At 71.0% G+C, this 24,009-nt stretch carries 25 protein-coding genes; 14 read left to right on the forward strand and 11 right to left on the reverse strand.

Annotated elements, in window-relative coordinates; genetic code table 11:
• Nucleotides 1-11: 11 nt before the first annotated feature.
• The 4 genes from ACTOWL_RS06065 to ACTOWL_RS06080 form a co-directional block, all read right to left on the reverse strand.
• Nucleotides 12-959: an ABC transporter substrate-binding protein gene (locus ACTOWL_RS06065; RefSeq protein WP_441320301.1), complete on the reverse strand. Its 948-nt coding sequence runs from the start codon at nucleotides 957-959 to the stop codon at nucleotides 12-14.
• Between the two features lie 5 nt (nucleotides 960-964).
• Nucleotides 965-1,747: a class II aldolase/adducin family protein gene (locus tag ACTOWL_RS06070; RefSeq protein ID WP_441320302.1), complete on the reverse strand. Its 783-nt coding sequence runs from the start codon at nucleotides 1,745-1,747 to the stop codon at nucleotides 965-967.
• Between the two features lie 23 nt (nucleotides 1,748-1,770).
• The gene (locus tag ACTOWL_RS06075) at nucleotides 1,771-2,742 is read right to left on the reverse strand and encodes an ABC transporter substrate-binding protein (RefSeq protein WP_441320303.1); all 972 of its coding nucleotides are present in this window, start codon (nucleotides 2,740-2,742) and stop codon (nucleotides 1,771-1,773) included.
• A 234-nt stretch (nucleotides 2,743-2,976) separates the two neighbouring features.
• Nucleotides 2,977-3,573, reverse strand: a complete 597-nt coding sequence (locus tag ACTOWL_RS06080) for a nitroreductase family protein (protein ID WP_441320304.1) — start codon at nucleotides 3,571-3,573, stop codon at nucleotides 2,977-2,979.
• Nucleotides 3,574-3,889: 316 nt separating this feature from the next.
• On the opposite strand from ACTOWL_RS06080, the gene ACTOWL_RS06085 reads away from it, so the two are divergent.
• From ACTOWL_RS06085 to ACTOWL_RS06135, 11 genes are all read left to right on the forward strand, one after another.
• Nucleotides 3,890-4,687: an ABC transporter permease subunit gene (locus ACTOWL_RS06085; RefSeq protein WP_441320305.1), complete on the forward strand. Its 798-nt coding sequence runs from the start codon at nucleotides 3,890-3,892 to the stop codon at nucleotides 4,685-4,687.
• Nucleotides 4,688-4,692: 5 nt separating this feature from the next.
• The gene (locus ACTOWL_RS06090; RefSeq protein ID WP_441320306.1) at nucleotides 4,693-5,529 is read left to right on the forward strand and encodes an ABC transporter ATP-binding protein; all 837 of its coding nucleotides are present in this window, start codon (nucleotides 4,693-4,695) and stop codon (nucleotides 5,527-5,529) included.
• A 4-nt stretch (nucleotides 5,530-5,533) separates the two neighbouring features.
• Entirely contained in the window at nucleotides 5,534-6,718 is a 1,185-nt protein-coding gene (locus ACTOWL_RS06095; RefSeq protein WP_441320307.1) for an acyl-CoA dehydrogenase family protein, read from the forward strand.
• 21 nt (nucleotides 6,719-6,739) lie between these two features.
• Entirely contained in the window at nucleotides 6,740-7,831 is a 1,092-nt protein-coding gene (locus ACTOWL_RS06100) for an LLM class flavin-dependent oxidoreductase (RefSeq protein ID WP_441320308.1), read from the forward strand.
• Nucleotides 7,832-7,838: 7 nt separating this feature from the next.
• A complete protein-coding gene (locus ACTOWL_RS06105) occupies nucleotides 7,839-8,786 on the forward strand; it encodes an ABC transporter substrate-binding protein (RefSeq protein WP_441320309.1) in 948 nt (315 codons plus the stop codon).
• On the forward strand, nucleotides 8,783-9,337 hold the full coding sequence (locus ACTOWL_RS06110) for a flavin reductase family protein (RefSeq protein WP_441320310.1): 555 nt from the start codon (nucleotides 8,783-8,785) through the stop codon (nucleotides 9,335-9,337). Before ACTOWL_RS06105 ends, ACTOWL_RS06110 begins: the two co-directional genes overlap by 4 nt.
• A gap of 90 nt (nucleotides 9,338-9,427) precedes the next feature.
• Nucleotides 9,428-10,129, forward strand: coding sequence for an SDR family NAD(P)-dependent oxidoreductase (locus tag ACTOWL_RS06115; protein ID WP_441320311.1), 702 nt, complete (start codon nucleotides 9,428-9,430; stop codon nucleotides 10,127-10,129).
• A 22-nt stretch (nucleotides 10,130-10,151) separates the two neighbouring features.
• Nucleotides 10,152-10,304 (forward strand): hypothetical protein, encoded by a 153-nt coding sequence (locus tag ACTOWL_RS06120; protein ID WP_441320312.1) that lies wholly within the window; start codon nucleotides 10,152-10,154, stop codon nucleotides 10,302-10,304.
• 16 nt (nucleotides 10,305-10,320) lie between these two features.
• On the forward strand, nucleotides 10,321-11,283 hold the full coding sequence (locus tag ACTOWL_RS06125) for an alpha/beta hydrolase (protein WP_441320313.1): 963 nt from the start codon (nucleotides 10,321-10,323) through the stop codon (nucleotides 11,281-11,283).
• Nucleotides 11,284-11,382: 99 nt separating this feature from the next.
• The gene (gene gndA, locus ACTOWL_RS06130) at nucleotides 11,383-12,810 is read left to right on the forward strand and encodes an NADP-dependent phosphogluconate dehydrogenase (RefSeq protein ID WP_441320314.1); all 1,428 of its coding nucleotides are present in this window, start codon (nucleotides 11,383-11,385) and stop codon (nucleotides 12,808-12,810) included.
• A gap of 21 nt (nucleotides 12,811-12,831) precedes the next feature.
• Nucleotides 12,832-13,596 carry a hypothetical protein gene (locus ACTOWL_RS06135; RefSeq protein ID WP_441320315.1) on the forward strand — a complete coding sequence of 255 codons (765 nt, stop codon included), beginning with the start codon at nucleotides 12,832-12,834 and terminating at the stop codon, nucleotides 13,594-13,596.
• Nucleotides 13,597-13,605: 9 nt separating this feature from the next.
• Here ACTOWL_RS06135 and ACTOWL_RS06140 read toward each other — a convergent pair whose 3' ends face one another.
• The 6 genes from ACTOWL_RS06140 to ACTOWL_RS06165 all read right to left on the reverse strand — a co-directional run bounded on the left by ACTOWL_RS06140 (nucleotide 13,606) and on the right by ACTOWL_RS06165 (nucleotide 19,721).
• A complete protein-coding gene (locus ACTOWL_RS06140; protein WP_441320316.1) occupies nucleotides 13,606-14,157 on the reverse strand; it encodes a cytochrome b in 552 nt (183 codons plus the stop codon).
• A gap of 130 nt (nucleotides 14,158-14,287) precedes the next feature.
• Nucleotides 14,288-15,307 (reverse strand): ABC transporter ATP-binding protein, encoded by a 1,020-nt coding sequence (locus ACTOWL_RS06145; RefSeq protein ID WP_441320317.1) that lies wholly within the window; start codon nucleotides 15,305-15,307, stop codon nucleotides 14,288-14,290.
• Entirely contained in the window at nucleotides 15,304-16,293 is a 990-nt protein-coding gene (locus ACTOWL_RS06150) for an ABC transporter ATP-binding protein (RefSeq protein WP_441320318.1), read from the reverse strand. Before ACTOWL_RS06150 ends, ACTOWL_RS06145 begins: the two co-directional genes overlap by 4 nt.
• Nucleotides 16,294-16,343: 50 nt before the next feature.
• Nucleotides 16,344-17,090 (reverse strand): copper homeostasis protein CutC, encoded by a 747-nt coding sequence (locus tag ACTOWL_RS06155; protein ID WP_441320319.1) that lies wholly within the window; start codon nucleotides 17,088-17,090, stop codon nucleotides 16,344-16,346.
• A 23-nt stretch (nucleotides 17,091-17,113) separates the two neighbouring features.
• Complete coding sequence (locus ACTOWL_RS06160) at nucleotides 17,114-18,574, reverse strand: M81 family metallopeptidase (protein WP_441320320.1); 1,461 nt, start codon at nucleotides 18,572-18,574, stop codon at nucleotides 17,114-17,116.
• A 4-nt stretch (nucleotides 18,575-18,578) separates the two neighbouring features.
• Nucleotides 18,579-19,721, reverse strand: a complete 1,143-nt coding sequence (locus tag ACTOWL_RS06165) for an ROK family transcriptional regulator (protein ID WP_441320321.1) — start codon at nucleotides 19,719-19,721, stop codon at nucleotides 18,579-18,581.
• Nucleotides 19,722-19,848: 127 nt separating this feature from the next.
• On the opposite strand from ACTOWL_RS06165, the gene ACTOWL_RS06170 reads away from it, so the two are divergent.
• The 3 genes from ACTOWL_RS06170 to ACTOWL_RS06180 all read left to right on the forward strand — a co-directional run bounded on the left by ACTOWL_RS06170 (nucleotide 19,849) and on the right by ACTOWL_RS06180 (nucleotide 23,390).
• Nucleotides 19,849-21,399 carry an ABC transporter substrate-binding protein gene (locus ACTOWL_RS06170; RefSeq protein ID WP_441320322.1) on the forward strand — a complete coding sequence of 517 codons (1,551 nt, stop codon included), beginning with the start codon at nucleotides 19,849-19,851 and terminating at the stop codon, nucleotides 21,397-21,399.
• Nucleotides 21,400-21,592: 193 nt separating this feature from the next.
• Nucleotides 21,593-22,513 (forward strand): ABC transporter permease, encoded by a 921-nt coding sequence (locus ACTOWL_RS06175; protein ID WP_441320323.1) that lies wholly within the window; start codon nucleotides 21,593-21,595, stop codon nucleotides 22,511-22,513.
• Nucleotides 22,514-22,517: 4 nt separating this feature from the next.
• Nucleotides 22,518-23,390, forward strand: coding sequence for an ABC transporter permease (locus ACTOWL_RS06180; protein WP_441320324.1), 873 nt, complete (start codon nucleotides 22,518-22,520; stop codon nucleotides 23,388-23,390).
• Here ACTOWL_RS06180 and ACTOWL_RS06185 read toward each other — a convergent pair.
• On the reverse strand, nucleotides 23,387-24,007 hold the full coding sequence (locus ACTOWL_RS06185) for a LysE family translocator (protein WP_441320325.1): 621 nt from the start codon (nucleotides 24,005-24,007) through the stop codon (nucleotides 23,387-23,389). The genes ACTOWL_RS06180 and ACTOWL_RS06185 overlap by 4 nt on opposite strands.
• Between the last annotated feature and the right edge of the window lie 2 nt (nucleotides 24,008-24,009).

The following is a 24,009-nucleotide window of genomic DNA, read 5'->3' on the forward strand; positions in this document are numbered from 1 at the left end:
GACGGAGCCGATCAGACCGCGCTGAAGCTGCGGTCGATGGTGCTGGCGACGTCGACCCGGTCGCGCAGGATGCCGAACTCGACCGTCAGGTCGGCGGCGCGCTGCAGCTCGGCCACCACCGCATCGTCGAGGGCGACGAAGCCGACCTGCTGCTGCTCGGTCGACCGCTGCACCACCGGCTCCGGGATCTTCGACAGACCGGCGTAATAGCGGGCGTATTCGGCCGGATGGGCGCGGACCCAGGCCCGGCCGGCGCTGAGCCGGCCGAGGAAGTCCTGCAGCGCCGCATGCTTGGCCGCGATCGCGTCGACATGGGCGGCGACCAGGGTGATGGTCGGCGACAGGCCGCGCCCGTTGGCCACCACCCGGGCGCCACGCTCCAGGATCTCGGTCGAGACATAAGGCTCCCACACCGCCCAGGCGTCGATCGCGCCGGCCGCCAGCGCCGACCGCGCCTCCGGTGGCGGCAGCAGCACGATCTCGACCTCGGACGGGTCGATGCCGGCCCGCTGCAGCGTCGCCAGGATCAGGAACTGGCCCCAGCCGGCGCGGGTGCCGGCCGGCCGCTTCCCCTTCAGGTCCTGCACGCCCTGGATCGGCGAGTCCGACCGCACCAGGATCGCCTGGGTGCGCGGATCGGCCCGATAGGCGCCGATGGCGCGCAGCGGCGCCCCGGCGGCGAAGACGGTGAAGAAGGACAGGTCACCCATCATCCCGACATCGAGCGCGCCGGCGTTCAGCGCCTCGAGCAGCGGCTGGGCGGCTGGGAACTGCTTCCAGTCGATGGCATAGGGCAGGTTTTCCGCCTGGCCCGAGACCTCGATCACCGAACGGTTGCCGAACAGCTGGTCGCCGACCTGCAGCGCCGTCTCCTCGGCGCGGACCGGGCGGGCCAGCGCCAGCAGCGGCAGGCCAAGGGCGAGGCGCGACAGGTCGCGGCGGCTGAGGGTCTTTCGCATCGGCATCAATCCAGCAGGTCGGGTTCGGCGGCGACGATCCAGTCCCACAGCGGCTTGAAGCTGAGCGCGCCGCCGGTCGGGCCGCCGATCCGGTCGTAGGTGAATTTCGCCGTCTCGTGGTCGAGCACGATCGGCTTGCCCGCGGCCTCGGCCAGCAGCTGGGCGTGGGCGGCGTTGTCCATGGCGATGTACCACCACGCCGCCGCCTCGACCGACGGGCCGGCGGTGAGGAAGCCGTGATTCTGCAGGATCACCGCCTTGCGGTCGCCCAGCGCCCCGACGATGCGCTGACCCTCTTCCGCCTCCAGCACCACGCCGTGGAATTCGCCGTAGAGGCCGTGATCGCCATAGAAGGTGCAGGAATCCTGGGTGATCGGGTCCAGCAGCCGGCCGAGGGTCGACCACGCCTTGCCATAGGTCGAATGGGTGTGGGCGGCGGCGACCACGTCCGGCCGCGCCTTGTGGATCGCGGCATGGATGACGAAGGCGGCCTCGTTGATCGGCTGGTCGCCCTCGACGATCTCGCCATGCTCGTTGACCAGCTGCAGGTCGGAGACGCGGATCTGGCCGAAATGCTTGCCCAGCGGATTGACCCAGAAATGGTCGGTCAGCTCCGGGTCCCGCGCCGTGATGTGGCCGGCCAGTCCCTGGTCGAAGCCGCGGCGGGCGAAGATGCGGAAGGCGGCGGCCAGGCGCTGCTTGCGGTGCAGCCGCTCCGCCTCCAGCGAATTGTGCTGCGGCAGGACGAAGAAATCCCGGGCCCGGGTGGCGACGGTGGCTTGGCTCATGGGGTCGGTCCTCGCAAGGGGGGTCAGGCGCTCTTGGCCAGCAGCTCGCCGTAGCGGCGGTCGAACAGGGGGGCGACGTCGATCGGGCCGGGCACCAGCCCGAGCTCGATGAAGGTGTCGGCGACGGCCTGGACCGAGGCGACGGATTCGTCGGTCACCGGCTTCAGGTCGTTGGGCTGGCTGGCATTGCGCAGCTGGCCCAGCACGATGTCGCGCGGCACGCCGATGGCGCCGCTGAAGATCGTCGCCCAGTCCTCGATATGGGCCTGCTGCCAGGCCCAGGCCCGCTTGATGCGCAGCAGGTAGTCGCCGATCGCGGCCGACAGTTGCGGGTCGTCCAGAGCCTCGGCCCGGGCGGCGTAGATGTAGTTGCCGGAAAGATAGCCGTTGGCGGTGACCAGCACCCGGGCGCCGGAGGCGGCGATGGTGATCGGCACGGAGTAGCCGTAGATCGCCCAGGCATCGATCGCGCCCTGGTCGAAGGCGGCGCGACCGTCGGCCGGGGTCAGCGGCACGCCGGTGATGTCGGCGAAGGACAGGCCGGCTGCCTTCAGGATCCGCGCCAGATAGTACTGGGTGGTGGTGGCGCGGACATAGCCGACGCGCTTGCCGGCGAGGTCGGCCGGGCTGCGGATCGGGCTGTCCTTCGGCACCAGGACGACCTGGTTGTTGACGTCGTCGGCGATGATCGCGACCGCCTTGATCCGGGCGCCGGAGGCGGCGGCGAAGACCGGCGGGATCTCGCTCATCGACCCGACATCGATGGCGCCGGCATTCATTGCCTCGACGATGACGTTGCCGGAGGCGAACTCGCCGAAGGTCAGCGCATAGGGCGTGTCGAGCTGCCCGGCCGCGCGCAGCAGGTTGTCCTCGCGCCCCTTGTACTTGGCGGCGCGCAGGGTGATGCCGGCTTCGGCGCGGGAGAGGCCGGGCGCCAGCGCCAGGAAGCCGGCGCTGCCGGCCAATAGCGAGCGGCGCGAGAGGATGATGGGCACGGGCGCTCCTTCGGTGAGCGTGGGACGCGGCAATGCCGGGATTCGATGTGGATTATGTGAATATACAAATTCATATGAGTCAAACTGAAATTTAGAACAATACTATTATGTTAATTTTAATTCTGTCATGCCCGGGCTTGACCCGGGCATCCAGAGACTGTCGACAAAGACTGGATTGCCGGGTCAAGCCCGGCAATGACAGGAAGGGGGGCGGGCCGGCGCAGCGGCCAGCCCCTATTCGCCTCGGAAGGCCCCCTGCGAGACGATGCTGCTCAGGGGCTTGCGGCCGCTGGGCACCTCGCGTTCCCGCAGCTTCTCCGGCAGGGTCGTCTTGTCGCCGAGCCGGCCGATGGCGATGGCGGCGTCGGCCCCATACTCCGGCGGCAGGCCCAGCAGGCTGCGCGCCTTGTCGCGGTCGAAGCCGGACATGCCGTGGGTGTGCCAGCCGGACAGCAGGGCCTGCAGGGCGAAGTTCGACCAGGCGGCGCCGGCGTCGAAGGAGTGGGTGAGAAGCGGGGTCTCGCCCTTGCCGGGCTGGTCGAACTTCGCCTTCGACGTCACGATCACCAGCGCCGCCGCGTGCTGCGCCCAGCCGCGGTTCCATTCGTTCAGGATGTCGAGGAAGACCGGCCAGCGCTCGCTGCCGCGGCGGGCATAGATGAAGTGCCAGGGCTGTGAGTTGAAGGCCGAGGGCGCCCAGCGCGCCGCCTCGAAGCAGCGCAGCAGCTCCGCCTCCGGGATCGCCTCCTCGGTGAAGGCGCGCGGCGACCAGCGCCGCAGGAACAGGGCATCGATGTCGTGCTCGGCCACGCGGCCGTTGGGGCTGGTCATGTCGACTCCATGGGCGGTCCGGACGACTGGCTTCGGCTGATCGCGAAAGGCCATTGTGATACCGGCCAAAGCGCCGTCAAAACAAATTACTCATGTTTAATTATCCGGCATCGCTGCCATGCGGCGGCGGCCGAGACGGCCCATCCGGCATCGATGCCTGGCACAGAATCTCATCGAATCAACGTGCTACATATTATACATGTATTTTTAGATATTAACTTCAGAATCACATTGACTGAGAAATATCGTCAGTCATTATCTACATATCGGTGACGCCCGCTGTCGCCTTCCCGCATCCCGGCAACAGGACATCGCCTTGGCCACCCTTTCGCTGACCCAGCCTGCCGGCGGCTTCCGGATCGAGCGGTTCCGCCGCTTCATCCCGCCGCTGGTGATCGTGCTGCTATGGCAGGCCGGCTCCTCGGCCGGGCTGATCCCGGCCCGGTCGATCGCCTCGCCGGCGACCATCATCGCCACCTTCTGGACGCTGCTGGCCTCCGGCGAGCTGCTGCAGCACCTGCTGGTCTCGCTCGGCCGGGTCACCGCCGGCCTGCTGATCGGCGTCTCGACCGGCGCCGCGCTGGCGCTGGTGGCCGGGCTGTCGCGGCGCGGCGAGGACCTGGTCGACGCCACCATGCAGATGCTGCGCACCCTGCCCTTCCTGGCCCTGGTGCCGCTGTTCATCCTGTGGTTCGGCATCGGCGAGACGCCGAAGATCGCGCTGGTCGCGCTCGGCTCCGCCTTCCCGATCTACCTGACGCTGTTCGCCGGCATCCGCGGCGTCGACGCCAAGCTGGTCGAGGCCGCCAGCGTGTTCGGCCTGTCGCAGGGCGAGCTGGTGCGCCAGGTGATCCTGCCGGGCGCCCTGCCCTCGGCCCTGGTCGGCCTGCGCTACTCGCTCGGCTCGGCCTGGCTCAGCCTGGTGATCGGCGAGCAGATCAACGCCTCCAGCGGCATCGGCTACCTGGTGATGACGGCGCGCGACTTCCTGCGCACCGACATCATCTTCGTCGGCCTGATCGTCTACGCCCTGCTCGGCCTCGGCGCCGACCAGCTCGTCCGCGGGATCGAGCGCAGCGTGCTGCGCTGGCGCCCCAGCTTCGTGAAGGAGTGAGCCCCGTGCCCCTCTCCGCCGCCCGGCACCAGGCCGACGCCGAACCTGCCACCCAGGACCGCCCGGACGTCGTCCGCATCCGCGGGCTGACCCGGTCCTTCGGCGGCCCCAACATCCTCGACGGGCTCGACCTCGACATCCCCGACGGCGCCTTCGTCGCCCTGCTGGGCCGCAGCGGCTCCGGCAAGTCGACGCTGCTGCGCACCCTGGCCGGCCTCGACCCAGCCCCGGCCGGCACCGTCAGCGTGCCGTCGGAGCGCACCGTGGTGTTCCAGGAGCCGCGGCTGCTGCCGTGGAAGAGCGTCTGGCGCAACGTCGCGCTGGGCCTGCACGGGCCGGATGCGCGCGACCGCGCCGTCGCGGCGCTGCAGGAGGTCGGGCTGTCGCACCGGATCGACGCCTGGCCGCTGACCCTGTCGGGCGGCGAGGCCTCGCGCACCGCCCTGGCTCGGGCGCTGGTGCGCGAGCCGCGGCTGCTGCTGCTGGACGAGCCCTTCGCCGCGCTGGACGCCCTGACCCGGATGAAGATGCAGGGGCTGGTCGGGTCGCTGTGGCAGGCGCATCGCCCGGCGGTGCTGCTGGTCACCCACGACGTCGACGAGGCGCTGTTGCTGGCCGACCGCGTGCTGGTGCTGGCCGAGGGCCGCATCGCCACCGACATCCCGATCACGCTGGACCGGCCGCGGCGTCATGGCGACCCCGACTTCGTCCGGCTGCGCACCCGGCTGCTGGCCGATCTCGGCGTCGACGAGTTCGAGGGCGAGGCCGTGCCGGCCGCCCCTCGTCCGGCGAGCCGCCCGGTCCCGGCCGGGCACGGCGCCCCGTCCCCTGTCGGCGCCTGAGGCCATGGCCCGACCGGACCAGCCGCTGCGCAGCGTCCCCCTGCATAGTGTTGGGGCGCCGCCGACCCTGGCGGAGACCGTGGCCGCCCTGGCCACGGAGTTCTCCCAGACGGCGGCGGAGCACGACCGCAGCGGCGCCTTCCCCTTCGCCAATTTCGACCGGCTGGCCGAGGCGGGCCTCCTGGCCCTGATCACGCCGCGCCGCTATGGCGGCCAGGGCGGCGGGCTGCAGGATGCGACGCTGGCGGTCGGCGGCATCGCCCGGGGCGAGCCGTCCACCGCCCTGGTGCTGTCGATGCAGTACCTGCAGCACGCCTCGATGGAGGAGCGCGGCTGGCCGGCGCCGCTGGCGGAGCGGCTGGGCCGCGAGGCCGCGGCCGGCGTGTCGCTGATCAATGCGCTGAGGGTGGAGCCCGAGCTGGGCACCCCTGCCCGCGGTGGCCTGCCGGCGACGATCGCCCGGCGGACACCGGAAGGCTGGCGCGTCTCCGGCCACAAGATCTTCGCCACCGGCATCCCGATCCTGTCCTGGCTGGCGGTCTGGGCCGTGACCGACGAGGCCGAGCCGCGCGTCGGCACGATCCTGGTCCCGGCGAACACGCCGGGCATCCGCGTCGTTGAAAGCTGGGACCAGCTCGGCATGCGCGCCACCAACAGCCACGACGTCATTCTCGAGGACGTGCTGGTGCCGCTCGACCACGCTGTCGACCTGCGCCCGCCCGAGGCCTGGCGGACGCCGGAGCCAATCAAATCGGCCTGGAGCGCCCTGCTGATCGGCGCCCTCTATAACGGCGTCGCCCGGTCGGCGCGCGACTGGTTCGTGAGCTTCCTGAAGACCCGCACGCCGGCCAATCTCGGCGCGCCGCTGGCCACGCTGTCGCGGATGCAGGACGCGGTCGGCGAGATCGAGGCCCTGCTCGCCGTCAACGCCCAGCTGATCGCCAGCGCCGCGCGCGATGTCGATGACGGTCGCCCGCCGGCGCCGACCGAGAGCGGCATCATCAAGCTGACGGTCACCGGCAATGCCATCGCCGCGGTCGAGACCGCGGTGCGGCTGACCGGCAATCCCGGCCTGGCCCGCGCCAACCCGCTGGAGCGGCATTACCGCGACGTGCTGTGCGCCCGCATCCACACGCCGCAGGACGATTCCATCCGCCTGACCGCCGGGCGCCTCGCCCTCGGCCTCTGACATCGCTTCGAGGATTTCGCCATGAGCGTCGAATTCATCGGTTTCATCGGCACCCGCGACTTCTCCGAGACCCGCCCCGCCAGCGGGCCGGTGATCGACGTGCCCTATATCGAGACGGTCGCCCGGGCGCATGAGGCCGCCGGCTTCGACCGGGCCCTGGTCGCCTTCCACTCGACCTCGCCGGAAAGCATCCTGATCGCCGGCCACGCCGCCGCGGTGACCGAGAAGCTGGGGCTGATGATCGCGCACCGGCCGGGCTTCACCGCCCCGACCCTGGCGGCGCGGCAGTTCGCGACGCTGGACCAGCTGACCGGCGGCCGGGTCGCCGTGCACATCATCACCGGCGGCGACGACGCCGAGCTGCGCCAGGACGGCGACTTCCTGACCAAAGACGAGCGCTACGCCCGCACCGACGAGTATCTCGACATCCTGCGCAAGATCTGGACCAGCGACGCGCCCTTCGACCATGAGGGCGCGCATTACCGGTTCGAACGCGGCTACTCGACCGTCAGATCGGTGCGGCCGCCGCACATCCCGGTCTATTTCGGCGGCGCCTCCGACGCGGCGATCGCGGTCGCCGGCAAGCATGCCGACATCTATGCGCTGTGGGGCGAGACCCACGCCCAGGTGCGCGAGCTGACCGGCCGGGTGCGGGCGTCGGCGGCGAAGCACGGGCGGCAGCTGCGCTTCAGCCTGTCGCTGCGGCCGATCCTGGCCGAGACCGAGGAAAAGGCCTGGGCCCGCGCCGACGCGATTCTGGAGCAGGCGCGCGCGGTGCAGGACAAGACCGGCTACAAGCGCAGCACCGAGCCGGCCAATTCCGGGTCGCAGCGCCTGCTGGAAGCGGCCGCCCAGGGCCCGCGCCTGGACAAGCGGCTGTGGACCGGCATCGCCGCCCTGACCGGCGCCAAGGGCAACTCGACCGCGCTGGTTGGTACACCGGAGCAGGTGGCCGACGCGCTGCTGGACTATTACGACCTCGGCGTCACCACCTTCCTGATCCGCGGCTTCGACCCGCTGGACGACGCCATCGACTACGGCCGCGAGCTGATCCCGCTGACCCGCAAGCTGGTCGCCGAGCGGGCGCGGGCCAATGCGACGGCGGCGGAGTGAGGCGACGATGATGAAGCGCATCCTGGCCGGGCTCGCCCTGGCCCTGGCGATCACCGGCGCGGCCAACGCCGAGACCGTGCTGCGGGTCGGCGACCAGAAGGGCAACGCCCGGTCGGTGATGGAGGCGGCGGGCGTGCTGTCCGACCTGCCCTACCGGGTCGAATGGAGCGAGTTCCCGGCCGCCGCCCCGCTGCTGGAGGCGCTGAACGCCGATGCCATCGATGCCGGCAGCGTCGGCGACGCGCCCTTCACCTTCGCCGCCGCCGCGGGGGTGCCGGTCAAGGCGATCGCCGCGATCCGGTCGAAGCAGGACGGCCTGGCCATCGTCGTGCCCAAGGACTCGCCGGTGCAGGGGCTGCAGGACCTGGTCGGCAAGACCGTCGGCACCGGCCGCGGCTCGATCGGCCACCAGCTGATCCTGGCGGCGCTGGAGCAGGCCGGGCTGAAGCCGGACGCGGTCACCATCGTCTTCCTGCTGCCGGCCGAGGCCAAGGCCGCACTGTCCAGCGGCGCCATCGACGGCTGGTCGACCTGGGAGCCCTACACCTCGCAGCTGGAGCTGCAGGAGGGGGCGCGGCGGGTCGTCACCGGCGTGGGCATCACGCCGGGACTGAGCTTCCTGGTCGCCCGGCCGGATGCGATCGAGGCCAAGCGCGCGGCGCTGCGGGATTTCGTCGGCCGGCTGGCGAAGGCGCGGAGCTGGGGCACCAGCAACTACCCGGCCTATGCCGAGATCTGGAGCAAGCTGGTCGGCCTGCCGCAGGAGGTGGCGCTGCAGTATCTGTCGCGCCAGGCCGTGCGGCCGGTGGCGATCGACGACACCGTGGCCGCCGACGAGCAGCAGACCATCGACCTCTATTTCCGCGCCGGGCTGATCCAGACCGAGCTGGACGCGAACGCCGTCCTCGACCGGTCGTTCAACGACCCGGTGCTGGCGGAGCTGGCCGGGAAATGAGCCTCGACAGCCTTCTCGCCTTCGCCGCGGCCGGCCTGGAACCCTGGGAGGAACGCCATCCTCCGGTGACCAACGACGCCTTCCGCGGCGCCATGCGCCATTTGGCGGGGGCGGTCAGCATCGTCACCGCCGGGCTGGGCACGGAGCGCAACGGCCTGACCGCGACCTCGGTGGTGTCGCTGTCGGCCGACCCGCCGACCGTGCTGGTCTGCGTCAACCGCTCGGCCTCGGCCTGGCCGCTGCTGGTCCGGCACGCGCATTTCGGCATCAACGTGCTGGCGGCGTCGCAGCAGCCGGTCGCCGACCGCTTCGCCGGCCGCAACGGCGAGAAGGGCGAGGCCCGCTTCGCCGGCGCCCGCTGGATCCAGCTGGCCAGCGGCGCGCCGATCCTGGCCGACGCGCTGGTCGCCTTCGACTGCGAGCTGGAGGAGCGGATCGACCGCCACTCCCACGCCATCCTGATCGGCCGGGTGCGGGCGCTGCACGGCGCCGGGGGCACAGATCCCCTGCTGTACTGGCGCGGCGCCTATGGCGCGATCCGGCCGACCTGACATCGGCCTTGCGGCTGTGGACGTTGCCGACGACATGATAGGAAAGGTGGAGCCGCATCCGGCGCAGCCATCCCGGTCCTGAGGACAGCCATGAGCCGCGAGAACTACAAGACCGCCCTGATCGTCGGCACCGGCAGCGGGCTCAGCGCCTCGCTGGCCCGGCTGTTGAGCCGCCAGGGAATGCGCGTCGCCGTCGCCGCGCGCGACACCGACAAGCTGAAGCCGCTGCTGGAGGAGACCGGCGCCGCCGCCTTTGCCGCCGACGCGTCGGACGCCCAGGCGGTGGCCGGGCTGTTCGACGCGGTGCAGCAGCGCTTCGGCGACCCGGACGTGGTGGTCTACAACGCCAGCGGCCGGCTGCGCGGCCCGCTGGCCGATTTGAACCCGGCCGAGGTGCAGCGGGTGCTGGCGGTGACGGCCTTCGGCGGCTTCCTGGTCGGGCAGCAGGCGGCCCGAAGGATGCTGCCGAAGCGGCGCGGCGCCATCCTGTTCACCGGCGCCTCGGCCAGCGTCAAGGGCTATGCCCGCTCCGCCCCCTTCGCCATGGGCAAGTTCGCGCTGCGCGGCCTGGCCCAGAGCATGGCGCGGGAGCTGTCGCCGCAGGGCATCCACGTCGCCCATGTCGTGATCGACGGCCAGATCCGCGAGGCCGGGCGCGAGGACCCGCCTGCCAAGCCGGACAGCACGCTCGACCCCGACGCCATCGCCCAGAGCTATCTCGACCTGCTGCGCCAGCCGCGCAGCGCCTGGAGCTGGGAGATCGAGCTGCGGCCCTGGGTGGAGAATTTCTGACATCCCGAAGTTCGGAGGGCCCATGGACACGATCGGTTGGCTGATCCACACGCTGGAGAGCCGGTTGCCCGAGCGGCCCGACGACCAAGCCGAGCCGCCATGCCGGGCACGGCCGGCCGGGCCGCGGCTGCTGGACCGGGTCCGGGCCTTCGTCCGGCGCCCCCTGCCACGCTGACGACTGAGGTCCCGCCATGCCGGATGCCTTGACCCCGCCGGGCCTCGCCCCCGAATTCCTCGCCGGCCAGGCGCTGCTGCGCGAGAGCGGCATCGTCCAGGCCGATGTGCTGGCGACGCCGCTGGTCGTCGCCCGCGGCCATGCCCTGACGCTGCAGGCCTTCCTGAACCAGGACGCGCCGCCGCTGGCCCGCGTCGAGGAGCATGTCCTGTCCGACCTGCCGGTGCCGGTGCGCGTGCGGCTGTACTACCCCGACGGCGCAGCCGGGCCGCTGCCGGCCTATCTGCACGCGCATGGCGGCGGCTTCGCCCTGGGCGGCATCGACTCGCTGGACCGCTGGAAGCGCGAGGTGGCGCGCGACGCCGGGGTGGTGGTGGTCGGCCTCGACTACGCCCTGGCGCCCGAGCACAAATTCCCGACCGCGCGCGACCAGGCCGTCGCCGTGGTGCAATGGCTGCGCGCCAACGCGGCGGCGCTGGGCATCGATGCCGGCCGGATCGGCATCGGCGGCGATTCCGCCGGCGGCAACCTGGCGCTGGCCGCGCTGCTGCGGCTGCGCGACCTGGGCGAGCCGCTGCCGCGCTTCGGCGCCCTCATCTACGGCATGCTGTCGGCCAACCACGACACGCCGTCGCATCGTGACTTCGGCGACGGCCGCTACGGCCTGTCGACCGCCAAGCTGGACTGGTTCTGGACCCAGTACCTGCCCGACCCGGCGCTGCGCGACGATCCCCAGGCGGCGCCGCTGACCGCCGATCTCGGCGGGCTGCCGCCGCTGCTGCTGCTCGCCGCCGCGCTGGACCCGCTGCTCGACGACACGCTCGCCCTGGACCAGCGGCTGAGCCGGATCGGCGCGCCGCACAGCCTCAAGGTCTATCCCGACATGCCGCATGGCTTCCTGGCGCAGACCCGCCTGCTGTCCCGCGCCCGCGAAGCCCGGGACGACGTGGTCGCGGCGCTGCGGAAGCATCTTGTCTGACAACCCCACCCGCCGGCATGGACAAGGCACGGGCGGTTGACTATCGATAGCCTCATCGATTGGCCGTCTGGTCATCAGCGGACAGAGAAGAGGCATCGGATGAGCGACGCGGACATCGCAGTCGTCGGCTTGGCCGTCATGGGCCGGAACCTCGCCTTCAACATGGCGGAGAAGGGCTTCCGGGTGGCGCTGTACAACCGCAGCAGCGAGAGGACCGACGAGGCGATGGCCCTGGCCGGCCCGCTGGCCGACCGCCTCGTCCCCTGCCGCACGCTGGAGGAGCTGGTGGCGGCGGTGAAGAAGCCCCGCGCCATCCTGCTGATGGTGCAGGCCGGCGACGCAGTGGACGAGACCGTCACCCGGCTGCAGCCGCTGCTGCACAAGGGCGACGCCCTGATCGACGCCGGCAACGCCAATTTCCACGACACGGTGCGGCGCGAAAGCGCGCTGGACAAGGCCGGCCTCGCCTATCTCGGCGTCGGTGTTTCCGGCGGCGAGGAAGGGGCGCGCCACGGCCCGTCGATCATGGTCGGCGGCAAGCCCGAGGTCTATGGCCGGGTCGAGACCATCTTCCGGGCGATCGCCGCCAAGTTCGAGGACACGCCGTGCTGCGCCTTGCTGGGCACCGACGGCGCCGGCCACTTCGTCAAGACCATCCACAACGGCATCGAATATGCCGACATGCAGATGATCGGCGAGGTCTACGGCCTGCTGCGCCGCGGCCTGGGGCTGACCCCGACCGAGATCGGCGACGTGTTCGAGCGCTGGTCCAAGGGCCCGCTGTCCTCCTACCTGGTCGACATCACCGCCACGGTGCTGAAGACGGTGGACCCGAAGACCGGCAAGCCGCTGGTTGACGTCATCGTCGACAGCGCCGGGCAGAAGGGCACCGGCCGCTGGTCGGCGATCGAGGCGCTGGCGCTGGGCGCCCCCGCCTCCTCGATCACTGCGGCGGTGGAGGCGCGCGGCGTCTCGGCCGAGCGCGCCCTGCGCAAGACCCTGTCCGAGCGCTTCCCCGGCGCGGCCCAGAAGCTGACGCTGGCCGGCAACCACGAGGCGGCGATCGCCCTGCTGGAGAAGGCGCTGCTGGCCGGCAAGATCCTGGCCTACACCGAGGGCTTCGCCATCATGTCGGCCGCCTCGCGCGAATATGGCTGGAAGCTGCCGCTGGCCGAGGTCGCCCGGATCTGGCGCGCCGGCTGCATCATCCGCTCGACCCTGCTCGACCGCATCGCCACGGCCTATGACCAGACGCCGGACATCGAGTCCCTGGTGCTGGCCCCGGGCCTGACGCCGCTGTTCGAGGGCGCCGCCGGCGCGTTGCCGGAGGTGGTGGCCGAGGCCTTCCGCCACGGCCATGCGGTGCCGGCCCTGTCGGCCGCGACCTCGCGCTGGCTGGCGCTGCGCCAGCCGCGCTCGACCGCCGACCTGACCCAGGGCCAGCGCGACTTCTTCGGCGCCCACGGCTTCGGCCGCATCGACGCCGAGGGCCAGCATCATGGCCCGTGGAGCCAGGCTCACGGCTGAGCGGAGCGAGGGCGGCGCCCCTTGACGTCCTTCCCGACCACCTGGCTCGACCTGCGCGAGCCTGCGGACCACGCCGCCCGGCATCCCGCGCTGCGCAGCGCCGCCGCGTCCCTCGTCGGGACCGGCGGGCTGATCGTGGATCTGGGGTGCGGCACCGGATCGACCGTCCGGGCGTTGCAGCCCGGCCTCGCCCCCTCCGCCCGGTGGCGGCTCGTCGACCATGATGCGGCGGTGCTGCGCGAGGCAGGTCGGAGAACGGCGGCCGAAACGGTCCTCTGCGACCTGGCCCGCGAGGAGCCGCCGATCGCGGGAGCCGCGCTGGTCACCGCGTCGGCGCTGCTGGATCTCGTGTCCGAGGCGTGGATCGAACGCCTGGCGGATGCCCTGAAGGCCCGCCGATCCCCGTTCTATGCCGCGCTCTCCTACGACGGGCTCCTGTCGTTCGATCCGCCGCATTCCGGCGACCGGGCGATGATCGCCGCCCTCAACGCGCATCAGCGGACCGACAAGGGGTTTGGCCCAGCGCTCGGCCCGGACGGGGCGGGGGCGCTGGCCGCGGCCTTGAGGGCCCGGGGTTTCGAGGTCCGCATCGAAGCGAGCCCGTGGCGCCTCGGCCCGGGCGACGCCGCGCTGGTCGCCGCGCTGCTGCCCGGGATCGCCGGGGTGGCCGCGGGGTGGGGCGGCATGGCGAAGGCCGAGGTCGAGGACTGGCTGGCGTTCCGGCAGGCCCGGGCCGCGGACGGGCGATGCCTGGTCGGGCATGTGGATCTGCTGGCGATCCTCTGACAGGGAAGATCAGCCCACCTTCGATGACAGCATGCGCCGCAGCAGCCCGTCGCGGCGGACCAGATGGTGGTGCAGCGCGCCCGCGACGTGCAGCACGACGACGGCGAGCAGGGCCCAGATCAGGTTGAGGTGCACGGCCTTGGCCACGGCTGCGACCGGCTTGTTCACCGGCACGAAGTCCGCGAGGTTGACCAGGTAGAACAGCGGCACGGGAAAGCCGTCCATGGCCGTGTAGATGAAGCCGCTGACCGGCATGGCGAGGATCAACAGGTACAGCAGCCCATGCGTCACGCGCGCCACGGCGGCCTGCCAGGGCGGCATGTCCGCCGGCAGCTCGGGCACCGGATTGGCCCAGCGCCAGACCAGCCGGATGACCACCAGCGCGAACACCGTCAGCCCGGTCATCTTGTGCGTGTCGTAGAGGATGTTCTGCAGCAGGCCCGGCGCGACCCGGTTCATCGTGAGGCCGGCCGGAATCTGCACCAGGAGGATCAGGGCCGCGATCGTCCAATGCAGGGCGATGCTGACCCTCCCCCAACGCTCCGTTGTGTTGCGGTTCATCAACCGCCCTTTCGCCGCTTCGCTTTGGAAGATCTAGTACGGCGCGGCCGGTGTTCAAATGGCGCGGCCGGTGCGATGGATGGCCACGCCTCTTCGGGGCTCGCCATGACGTGGTGGGTGCGGGCGGAGGCTACAGGTCGTCCCGGATGCAGGCCCTGGCGTGGCCCGGCGCGACCTCGCGCAGCGGCGGGACCGCCGCGGCACAGTCCGGGATCGCGTGCGGGCAGCGGGTGCGGAAGACGCAGCCCGAGGGCGGGTTGATCGGGCTGGGGATGTCGCCCTGCAGCAGGATGCGCTCGCGCCGCACCGTCGGGTCCGGCACCGGCGCGGCGGAGAGCAGCGCCGTCGTGTAGGGATGGCGCGGCGCGGTGTAGAGCGACCGGGCCGGCGCCGTCTCCATGATCCGGCCGAGATACATCACGATCACGCGGTCGCAGAGATACTCCACCACCGACAAATCGTGGGCGATGAACAGCATGGTCAGGCCCAGGTCGCGCTGCAGGTCCTGGATCAGGTTGACCACCTGGGCCTGGATCGAGACGTCGAGGGCCGAGACCGGCTCGTCCGCCACGATGAAGCTGGGCTCGACCGCCAGGGCCCGGGCGATGCCGATGCGCTGGCGCTGGCCGCCGGAGAATTCGTGCGGGTAGCGCGCGATGGCATCGGGCCGCAGCCCCACGCGGCGCAGGAGGTCGGCGATCCGCTCCGGCCGCTGCCGGCCGCGCGACAGGCCGTGGATGGTCAGCGCCTCGCCGACGATCTCGCCCACCGTCATGCGCGGGTTGAGGCTGGCATAGGGGTCCTGGAAGACGATCTGCATCTCGCGCCGATAGGCCTGGAAGGCCGATTTCGGCAGCCTGAGGATGTCGGTGCCGGCGAAGCGCACCGACCCGGCGGTCGGCTCGGTCAGGCGCAGAATCGAGCGGCCGACCGTGGTCTTGCCGGAGCCGGATTCGCCGACCAGCCCGACCACCTCGCCGCGCTTCAGCGAGAAGGACACGTCCTCGACCGCGCGGACATGCTGGCCCTTCTTGCCGAACAGGCCGCCGCCGATCGGAAACCAGGTGCGCAGGCCTTCGACCTCGAGCAGCGTCTCGCCCGGCGCCGGCAGGGCGATGGTGCTTTGGCGATCGGCCACGACGGCGCTCATGCCAGCTCGCTCCAGCGGATGCAGCGCGACATGTGCCCGCCGCCGGTGTCGGCAAGCGGCGGCACAGCGGCGGCGCAGGCCTCGATCGCATGGCGGCAGCGCGGCGCGAAGGTGCAGCCGGGCGGCAGCTTCCGGGGGCTCGGCACGTTGCCGGGGATCGCCTCCAGCCGACGCGCCTCGCCGCGGTCCAGCGCCGCATAGTCGGTGTGCGGCACGCTGTTCAGCAGGCCGATGGTGTAGGGGTGGCGCGGCGACTTGAAGATCTCGATGACGCCGGCCTCCTCCACCACCCGGCCGCCATACATCACGGCGACCCGGTCGGCCATCTCGGCCACCACGCCGAGATTGTGGGTGATGAACAGGATCGACATGCCGATCTCGGCCTGCAGCCGGCGCATCAGGTCCAGGATCTGGGCCTGGATGGTGACGTCCAGCGCCGTGGTCGGCTCGTCGGCGATCAGCAGTGCCGGCCGGCAGCACAGCGCCATGGCGATCATCACCCGCTGGCGCATGCCGCCGGACAGCTGGTGCGGGTAGTCCTTCAGGCGGCGGCGGGCGGCCGGGATGCCGACCAGCTCCAGCATCTGCGCCGCGGTGTCCATCGCCGCGCGACGGCCCAGGCCCTGGTGCAGCGCCACCGCCTCGGCGATCTGGTCGCCGACAGGATAGACCGGGTTCAGCGACGTCATCGGCTCCTGGAACACCATGGCGATGTCGTTGCCGCGGATGCGGCGCATCTCCGCTTCCGACAGGCGGGCGAGGTCGCGCTGGCGGCCCTGGCCGTCGGTGAACAGCATCTCGCCGCCGGCGATGCGCCCGGGCGGGGTCTGGATCAGCCGCATCAGCGACAGGCTGGTGACGCTCTTGCCCGAGCCGGATTCGCCGACCAGCGCCAGGGTCTCGCCGCGGCGGATGTGGAAGGTCACCCCGTCGACCGAGCGGATCGGCCCGTCCTCGGTGTCGAACCAGGTCCTGAGGTCGGTCACCGACAGGATGGTGTCCGTCCCTCCGGTCGGCGCTGGCCCGGTCGCCGCCATCAGGCGCGCGCGGCGCGGATGGTGGCGCGCACCCGCTCCGGATCGGTCACGGTGTTGGTGTATTCGCGCTCCAGCTCGGTGCCGCCCATGCCGATCTCCGGGTTGCGGTAGACCATGCCGCTCGGCTCGCTGCGCGGCGCCGCGAAATGCAGCTCGGTCAGCCCGGTGGCGCGACGGATGTCGGCGATGTTGGCTTCGTCCAGGTCGCCACAGCCCATGATGACGATGCGGTCGCCGGCCTGCTCGACCGCCCGCTTCAGGATCGCAAGGCCAGCCATGGCGTCCGGCCGCTGGCCCGAGGTCAGCACCCGGTCGACGCCGCAGCGGATCAGCGCTTCCAGCGCCTCTTCCGGGTCGCGGGTCATGTCGAAGGCGCGGTGGCAGGTGACCTTCATCGGCCGCGCCGCGCGCACCAGCTGCGCCGTCCGGTCCTCGTCGATCCGGCCGTCCGCGGTCAGGCAGCCGATGACGATGCCGGGCACGCCGAGCTGCTGCAGTGCTTTCACATCGGCCAGCATGCTGGCGAATTCGGTGTCGCTGTACAGGAAGTCGCCGCCGCGCGGCCGGATGATGGCGTGGAACGGGATGCGGGCGCGGGCCTTCACCTCCAGGATGGTGCCGATGCTGGGGGTCAGCCCGCCTTCGATCAGGCTGGCGCAGAGTTCGACCCGGTCGGCCCCGCCCTCCTGGGCCGCCAGGAACCCGTCCAGGCCTTCGACGCAGATCTCGATCACGGGGGTGGTCATGGACGGGTCTTTCGCTGCAGGGGTCATCGGCCGAGAGCCTTGAGCGACCGGGCGGACCAGACGGGCCGGGGGCGCCAGTCGAAGCCGCGGTCGAAGGGGAAGGTCGGGCGGGTGGTGCGGTGGCGCGGCAGATGCTCGACATCCTGGTCGACCACGCCGGGCGACAGCGCCATCAGGTTCGGGTTGGCGATCGGCGCCAGCTCCGGCGACAGGTAGCCGGACTTGACCACCAGGATCGCCACCTCGGCCGGATGCACGCCCAGCCGGGTGAAGTCGGCGATGGTGTGGAACGGCCGGCGCCGGGCGGTCAGCACCACGCGAATACCGCCGATGCGGACCAGGGCCTGGCGGTCGGCGAGGTCCGCGCCGGGGTCGAGGACCAGCACCTCGGCCTCCGTCTCGACCGACACGCTGCCCTTCGTGTCGAGCGTCGCTCCGACGCTCAGGCGCAGCCGGGCGCCGGCGCCGGCGGCGAAGCAGGAATCGGTGGCCGGACGGTCGGCGATGCCGGCGATCAGCACGTCCTGGGCGTCGCGCGCCAGCAGCGCCCGCAGCAGGTCGGCCCGGTCGCCGACGCCGCCGCCGGTCGGGTTGTCGCCGGAATCGGCCAGGATCACCGGCCGGGTCGCCGAGCCGACGGCCCAACCGACGCATTCCTCCACCGCGCCGGTGCGGCTGCCGAAGACGAAGTCGTCGCGCGCATCCCAATAGGCCTGGGCCAGGCGCGTGCCCTCGCGCTCCATCGCCGCCGGGTCGGTGCCGGTCATGATGATCGCGGCGGTCGAGCGCGGCTCGTCGGCCCAGACATAGCCGACCATCATCGAGGCATCGAGGATGCCGTCGACGGCGTCGACCGCGGGAAGCTGCGCGTAGAGCGACCTGGCCGGCTCGTCGACCGTGCTGGTGCGCTCGCCCGGCCACAGCACCGGCACCGGCACCCACAGCAGCAACGGCCGGACGCCATCCTTCAGGCGCTGGAGCAGCATGGTGCAGGCCCGGCGCTTGGTCTCCTCCACATCGATATGGGGCGCGGTGCGGTAGGTCGAGAACATGTCGAGCGCGTCGATGATGCGTTGGCTGACATTGCCGTGCAGGTCGTAGCTGGCGCTGATCGGGCAATCCGGCCCCACCGCGGCGCGGGCGGCGGTGATCCAGTCGCCCTCCGCGTCCTCCATGCCCTCGACATTCATGGCGCCGTGCATGGCGAGGTACAGGCCGTCGATCGGGCCGAGAGCGTTCAGCCGGTCGAGGAATTCGGCCTTGAACGCCTCATAGGTGGCGCGGGCGACCGGGCCGCCGGGGATGGCGCGGGCGTGCAGCGTCGACAGGAAGACAGCGTCGTAGTCGCGCAGCAGGGCGAAGGACGGATCGGCGAGGAGGGCGTCGCCGCGCAGCACCCGGAAATCCGCCTCGGTCGCCAGGACCGGACTGTAGGTGCTGCATTCGGTGTGGATGCCGCCGACGGCGATACGGAGAGATGCCATGTCTTCAGCCTTCTTCGGCGCGGGTCAGGAAGCGATGGGCGGCGATGCTGGCGGCGCCGCGGGCCCACAGGGCGCGGGTGGCGTGGTGGAAGCGGATGGTGGTCGAGGCGGCGAGGCGCGGCAGGACATTGGCTTCGATCGCCTGCTGGGTGACGGTGCGGAACAGCGGCCCCATCGCGCCCTCGACATCGACGATCAGCACGAATTCGGGGTCGTTCACCTGGATCACATGGGCGATGGCGAGACCCAGCGCGCCGCCGGCCCGGTGCAGGATGGCGATCGCCTCGGCATCGCCCTGTGCCGCCAGCGCCTCGACCTCCGCCGTGGTCGCGGCTGTGAGGCCCAGGGCCCGTGCCTGGGCCAGGATCGCCTGGCGCGGCGCCACGGTATCGAGGCAGCCGCGCTTGCCGCAGCGGCAGGGCAGCCCGCCCGGCTCGATCGTGCAATGCGCGATCTCGCCGGCGCCGCCGCCATGGCCGCGGTAGAGCGTGCCGTCGACATAATGGGCGCAGCCGATGCTGTCGCCGAAGGTGACGGTGGCGAAGGTGCGGTAGTCGCGCGCCAGCCCGTACAGCCGTTCGCCGGTGGCGACGGCGTTGGCGTCGTTCTCCAGGAAGGTCGGGACGCCTGTCGCCTGCTCCACCACCGCCGCCACCGGCAGGTCGATCCAGCCGAGATTGGCGGAGTGCAGGCAGCGGTCCTGGTCGTGGTTGACCAGGCCGGACAGGGCGACGCCGATGCCGCGCAGCCGGTCGGCCGGGATGCCGGCCTCGCCCAGGAGATGCGGGATCGATTCGCGGATGGTGCCGGCGATCGCCTGCGGATCGTTCGACCAGGGGGCCGTGCGCTGGCCCAGCACCGCGCCCTGGAAGTCGGTCAGCACCATCGTCACCGGCTCCTCCACGATCGAGGCGCCGATGAAGTAGCCATGGGTCGGGTTCAGCCGCAGCAGGATCGACGGCCGGCCCTGGCGCGACGGCGCCGAAGCGACCTCGCTTTCCTCCAGCGCGCCGTCCTGGATCAGTTCGCGGCTCAGCCCCGTGATCGCCGCCTTGCTGAGCCCGGTCCGGACCGCCAGCTCGGACCGGCTGAGCGGCCCGTGGTCGGCCACGGCTTCGAGCAAGGAGCGTTTCGACAGGTTGGCCATTCGCCTCGGCATCCGGTGCGTTAGACTTGACAGTTAGTTCACAAATTGAATTTAATCAAGCCGAAGGCTTCACTGATCGAACAAAACGCCGGGACATCCGGATCGATTCCACCAATGGGAGACGGACATGACCCTTGTGATCGACCGGCGCGGCGCGCTGGCCCTGGGCGGGTCGCTGGGACTGGCGGCGCTGCTGCGCGGCCATGGCGCACTCGCCGCCGACGCCTCGCAGATCGTGATCATGCAGAGCGAGGCGCCGCGCAGCATGGATCCCGCAGACCAGACCGCGACCTACACCTCGGCGATCCTGGAGCCGATGTATGAGGGCCTGACCGGCTACAACGACAAGATGGAGCTGGTCCCGGTCCTGGCCACCAAATGGGAGGCCGACGCCACCGGCACGGTCTGGACCTTCACCCTGCGCCAGGGCGTGAAGTTCCATGACGGCGAGCCCTGCAACGCCGACGCCGTGATCGCCAGCTTTGCCCGGCACATGGACGAGAAGCGCGGCTTGGCCGCCAGCGGCCGCTTCCGCGCCATCCTGGCCGAGGTCAAGGTGGTCGACGCCGACACCCTGCGCTTCACCCTGAAGCGCCCCTACCCCGCCTTCCTCAAGCTGATGGCCATCGCCTCCGCCACCATCGTCAGCCCGAAGGCCGACAAGGCCGGCACGCTGGGCCGCGCCGCGGTCGGCACCGGCCCGTACAAGCTGGCCGAGTACAAGTCGGGCGAATACGTGCTGTCCGAGGTCAATGCCGATTACTGGGGCGAGAAGGCCCCGACCAAGACCCTGAAGTGGATCTGGACCCAGGAGGCCGCAGTGATGAACATGGCGGTGCAGACCGGCGACGCCGATGTGGTCGTGCCGCTGCCGCCGGTCTTCGCCGCGCCGATCAAGGCCAATCCCGAGCTGAGGCTGATCCAGGGCAACCCGACCGCGGTGTTCTGGGTGTCGCTGAACGTCAAGCTGGCGCCGCTGGACGACGTCCGAATCCGCCAGGCGCTGAACCTGGCCACCGACCGGGCCGGGCTGGTCAGCAACCTGCTGTACGGCTTCGGCCTGCCGGCGACCTCGCCGCTGTCGCCGGCCGTGTTCGGCTATGACCCGACGGTCGAGGGCTATGGTCTGGACGTTGCCAAGGCCAAGGCGTTGCTGGCCGAGGCCGGCCACGCCGACGGCATCACCATCAATGTCGCGGTGCAGGAGCCGGAGGCGAACATCGCCGAGATCCTGCAGGGCATGTGGGCCCAGGCCGGCATCACGCTGAACATCCAGCGGATGGAGAGCGGGGTGTGGACCGCCGCCGCCTTCGGCACGCCGGAGGAGAAGGCGGCGCAGGGCGTGCACAGCGTCATCGCCTCCTGGTCGACCGGCACCTTCGACGCCGACCTGCAGCTGAAGCCGCTGTACCACACCGACAGCTGGTCGCCGAAGAGCGCCAATCTCGGCTTCTACAGCAACCCCGAGTTGGACGAGATCCTGAACCAGGCCGGGTCGTCGACCGACGATGCCGAGCGCAAGACGCTATACGCCAAGGCGCAGCGCATCATCGTCCAGGATGCCGCGCATGTGCTGCTGTACTACCCGAACGACCTCGCCGCCGCCCGCGCCGACGTCAAGGGCCTGTGGCTGCAGCCCGGCGGCGAGGTGATCCCGGAACGGGCGACGAAGGCTTGATGATCGCGGCTGAAACCGACAAAGCGTTCGTGTTGCCTCTCCCGCTTGCGGGAGAGGTCGGAGCCGCGCCAGCGGCTCCGGGTGAGGGCTCTTTCCATCCGCCGGCGCCAGCCCTCACCCGGTCTCGCTGCGCGAGCCCGACCTCTCCCGCCACGCGGGAGAGGCAACGCGTTGTTTGCCGGCGTATTCCCGCATGAAGGCCTACCTGACGCGCAAGCTGGTCGCGCTGCCGCTGATCCTGCTCGGCGTGTCGTTCCTGATCTTCGGCGCCGTGCGGATGCTGCCGGGCGACCCGGCGCGGATCATGGCCGGGCCGCAGGCGACGGGCGACGCCGTCGACGGCATGCGCGCGCGGCTCGGCCTCGACCAGCCCTTCCTGCTGCAATACGGGCTGTTCCTGAGCAACGCTGCCCAGGGCGATTTCGGCACGTCGATCAAATCCTCGAAGCCGGTGATCGAGGAGATCGCCGAGCGCTTCCCCAACACCGTCTCGCTGGCCGTGGTCAGCTATGTCTGGGCCATCCTGATCGGGGTCGCGGCCGGGATGCTGGCCGCGGTCTACCGCAACGCCTGGCCCGACCAGGCGGTGATGGTCGTCGCGATCGGCGGCGCCTCGGTCGCCAATTTCTGGCTGGCGCTGATGATGATGAGCCTGTTCGCGGCGGAGCTGAAATGGCTGCCGCTGCTCGGCGCCGGCGGCTGGCAGAACTACATCATGCCCTCGATCGCGCTTGGCCTGCTGCCCGCAGCACTGATCGCCCGCATGACCCGGTCGAGCATGCTGGAGGTGATCGGCCAGGACTATATCCGCACCGCCCGCGCCAAGGGCCTGGGGCCGCGGGTGATCTACCGCAAGCACGCGCTGCGCAACGCGCTGATCCCGATCGTCACCATCGTCGGGCTGAATTTCGGCGGCCTGCTGGGCGGCGCCGTGGTCACGGAATCGGTGTTCAACTGGCCCGGCATCGGCCGCCTGCTGGTCGACGCCGTGCGCTATCGCGACTATCCGATCATCCAGGGCGTCACCCTGCTGACCGTGACCTCGGTGGTGGTGGTGAACTTCCTGGCCGACCTGCTGATCGCCGCGATCAACCCCCGCATCCGCTTCGACTAGGACCATGACGACCCTCGCGGACAGCGACGACCTTCCGGCCGCCCCATCGCGGGCCAAGCGCCTGGGCCGCATCCTGCGCCGGCACCGCAGCCTGACGATCGGCGGCGCCATGGTGCTGCTGCTGGTGCTGGCCGGGCTGCTGGCGCCGCTGCTGGCCACCCATGACCCGACCCAGCAGTCGCTGGCCATGGCCTTGCGCCCGCCCTCGGCCGAGCATTTCTTCGGCACCGACCAGTACGGCCGCGACCTGTATTCCCGCATCGTCTACGGCGCCCGGCTGTCGCTGCTGGAGATCATGCTGGGCGTCGGCATCGCCCTGGTCGTCGGCATCCCGCTCGGCCTGCTGGCCGGCTATTCAGGGGGCCGGGTCGACCAGATCGTCATCTGGTTCATGGACATCCTGTTCGCCTTCCCGGGCATCGTGCTGTCGATCCTGATCGTCAGCATCCTCGGCACCAGCCTGGTCAACCTGATGATCGGCATCGCCATCTTCTCGATCCCGGTCTATGGCCGGCTGTCGCGCAACCTGGCCCTGGCGCTGAAGCAGGTGGAGTACACCGAGGCGGCGCGGGCGCTGGGCGCCGGGCTGTGGCGCATCCTGTTCCAGCACATCCTGCGCAACGCGCTGGGGCCGATCATCGTGCAGGCGACGCTGACCGCCGGCACCGTGGTGCTGACCGCCGCGAGCCTGTCGTTCCTCGGCCTCGGCGCCCAGCCGCCGACGCCGGAATGGGGCGCGATGATGAGCGACGGCCGCAACTTCCTGGGCGTCAACATCTGGCTGTCGCTGTTCCCCGGCCTGGCCATCACCTATTCGGTGTTGGGCTTCAACCTGTTCGGCGACGGGCTGCGCGACCTGCTGGACCCGCGGCGCTAGACGAAGGCGACCACCGTCACCACGACCAGCGCCGCGGCCATGACCAGGTTGATGATCCGCGCGCTGACCGGGTCGTGCAGCCAGCGCGACAGCGCCACCCCGGCCAGCAGCCAGCAGAAGTGGATCAGCACGACCATGCCGCCGAGCACCGTCGTCTTCACCGCGGCGTCCAGGCCGCTGTTCCCGGCGATGACCGTGGTGCCGGCGAAGACCGCGGCGATCGCGACATAGGCCTTGGGATTGGCGATGGCGAGCCCAAAGCCGCCCAGGAAGCCCGGCGCGGCCGCCGGCCCGTCCCGGCCGCCGAGCGGCGGGGCCGTGGCGATCTTAAAGGCCAGGTACAGGATATAGACGGCCGACAGGATGCCCAGCGCCAAAGCGCCATGCGGGATCGACGTCACCAGCGCCACCACCCCGGCCGCCACCGCCAGCAGCACCGTGACCGTCCCGGCGATCAGCCCGGCGGCATAGGGCAGCGAGCGGCGGATGCCGAAGGAGGCGCCGATCGCAGTGACGCTGATCGTCGACGGGCCGGGGCTGCCCATGACGACCGACGACGCCAGGAGCAGCGCGGCCAGCGGGTGCCACAGGCCCGGATCGGAGAGAGATGTGTCCATGC

The sequence above is a fragment of the Inquilinus sp. CA228 genome, from assembly GCF_052078665.1.
Taxonomy (GTDB): domain Bacteria; phylum Pseudomonadota; class Alphaproteobacteria; order DSM-16000; family Inquilinaceae; genus Inquilinus.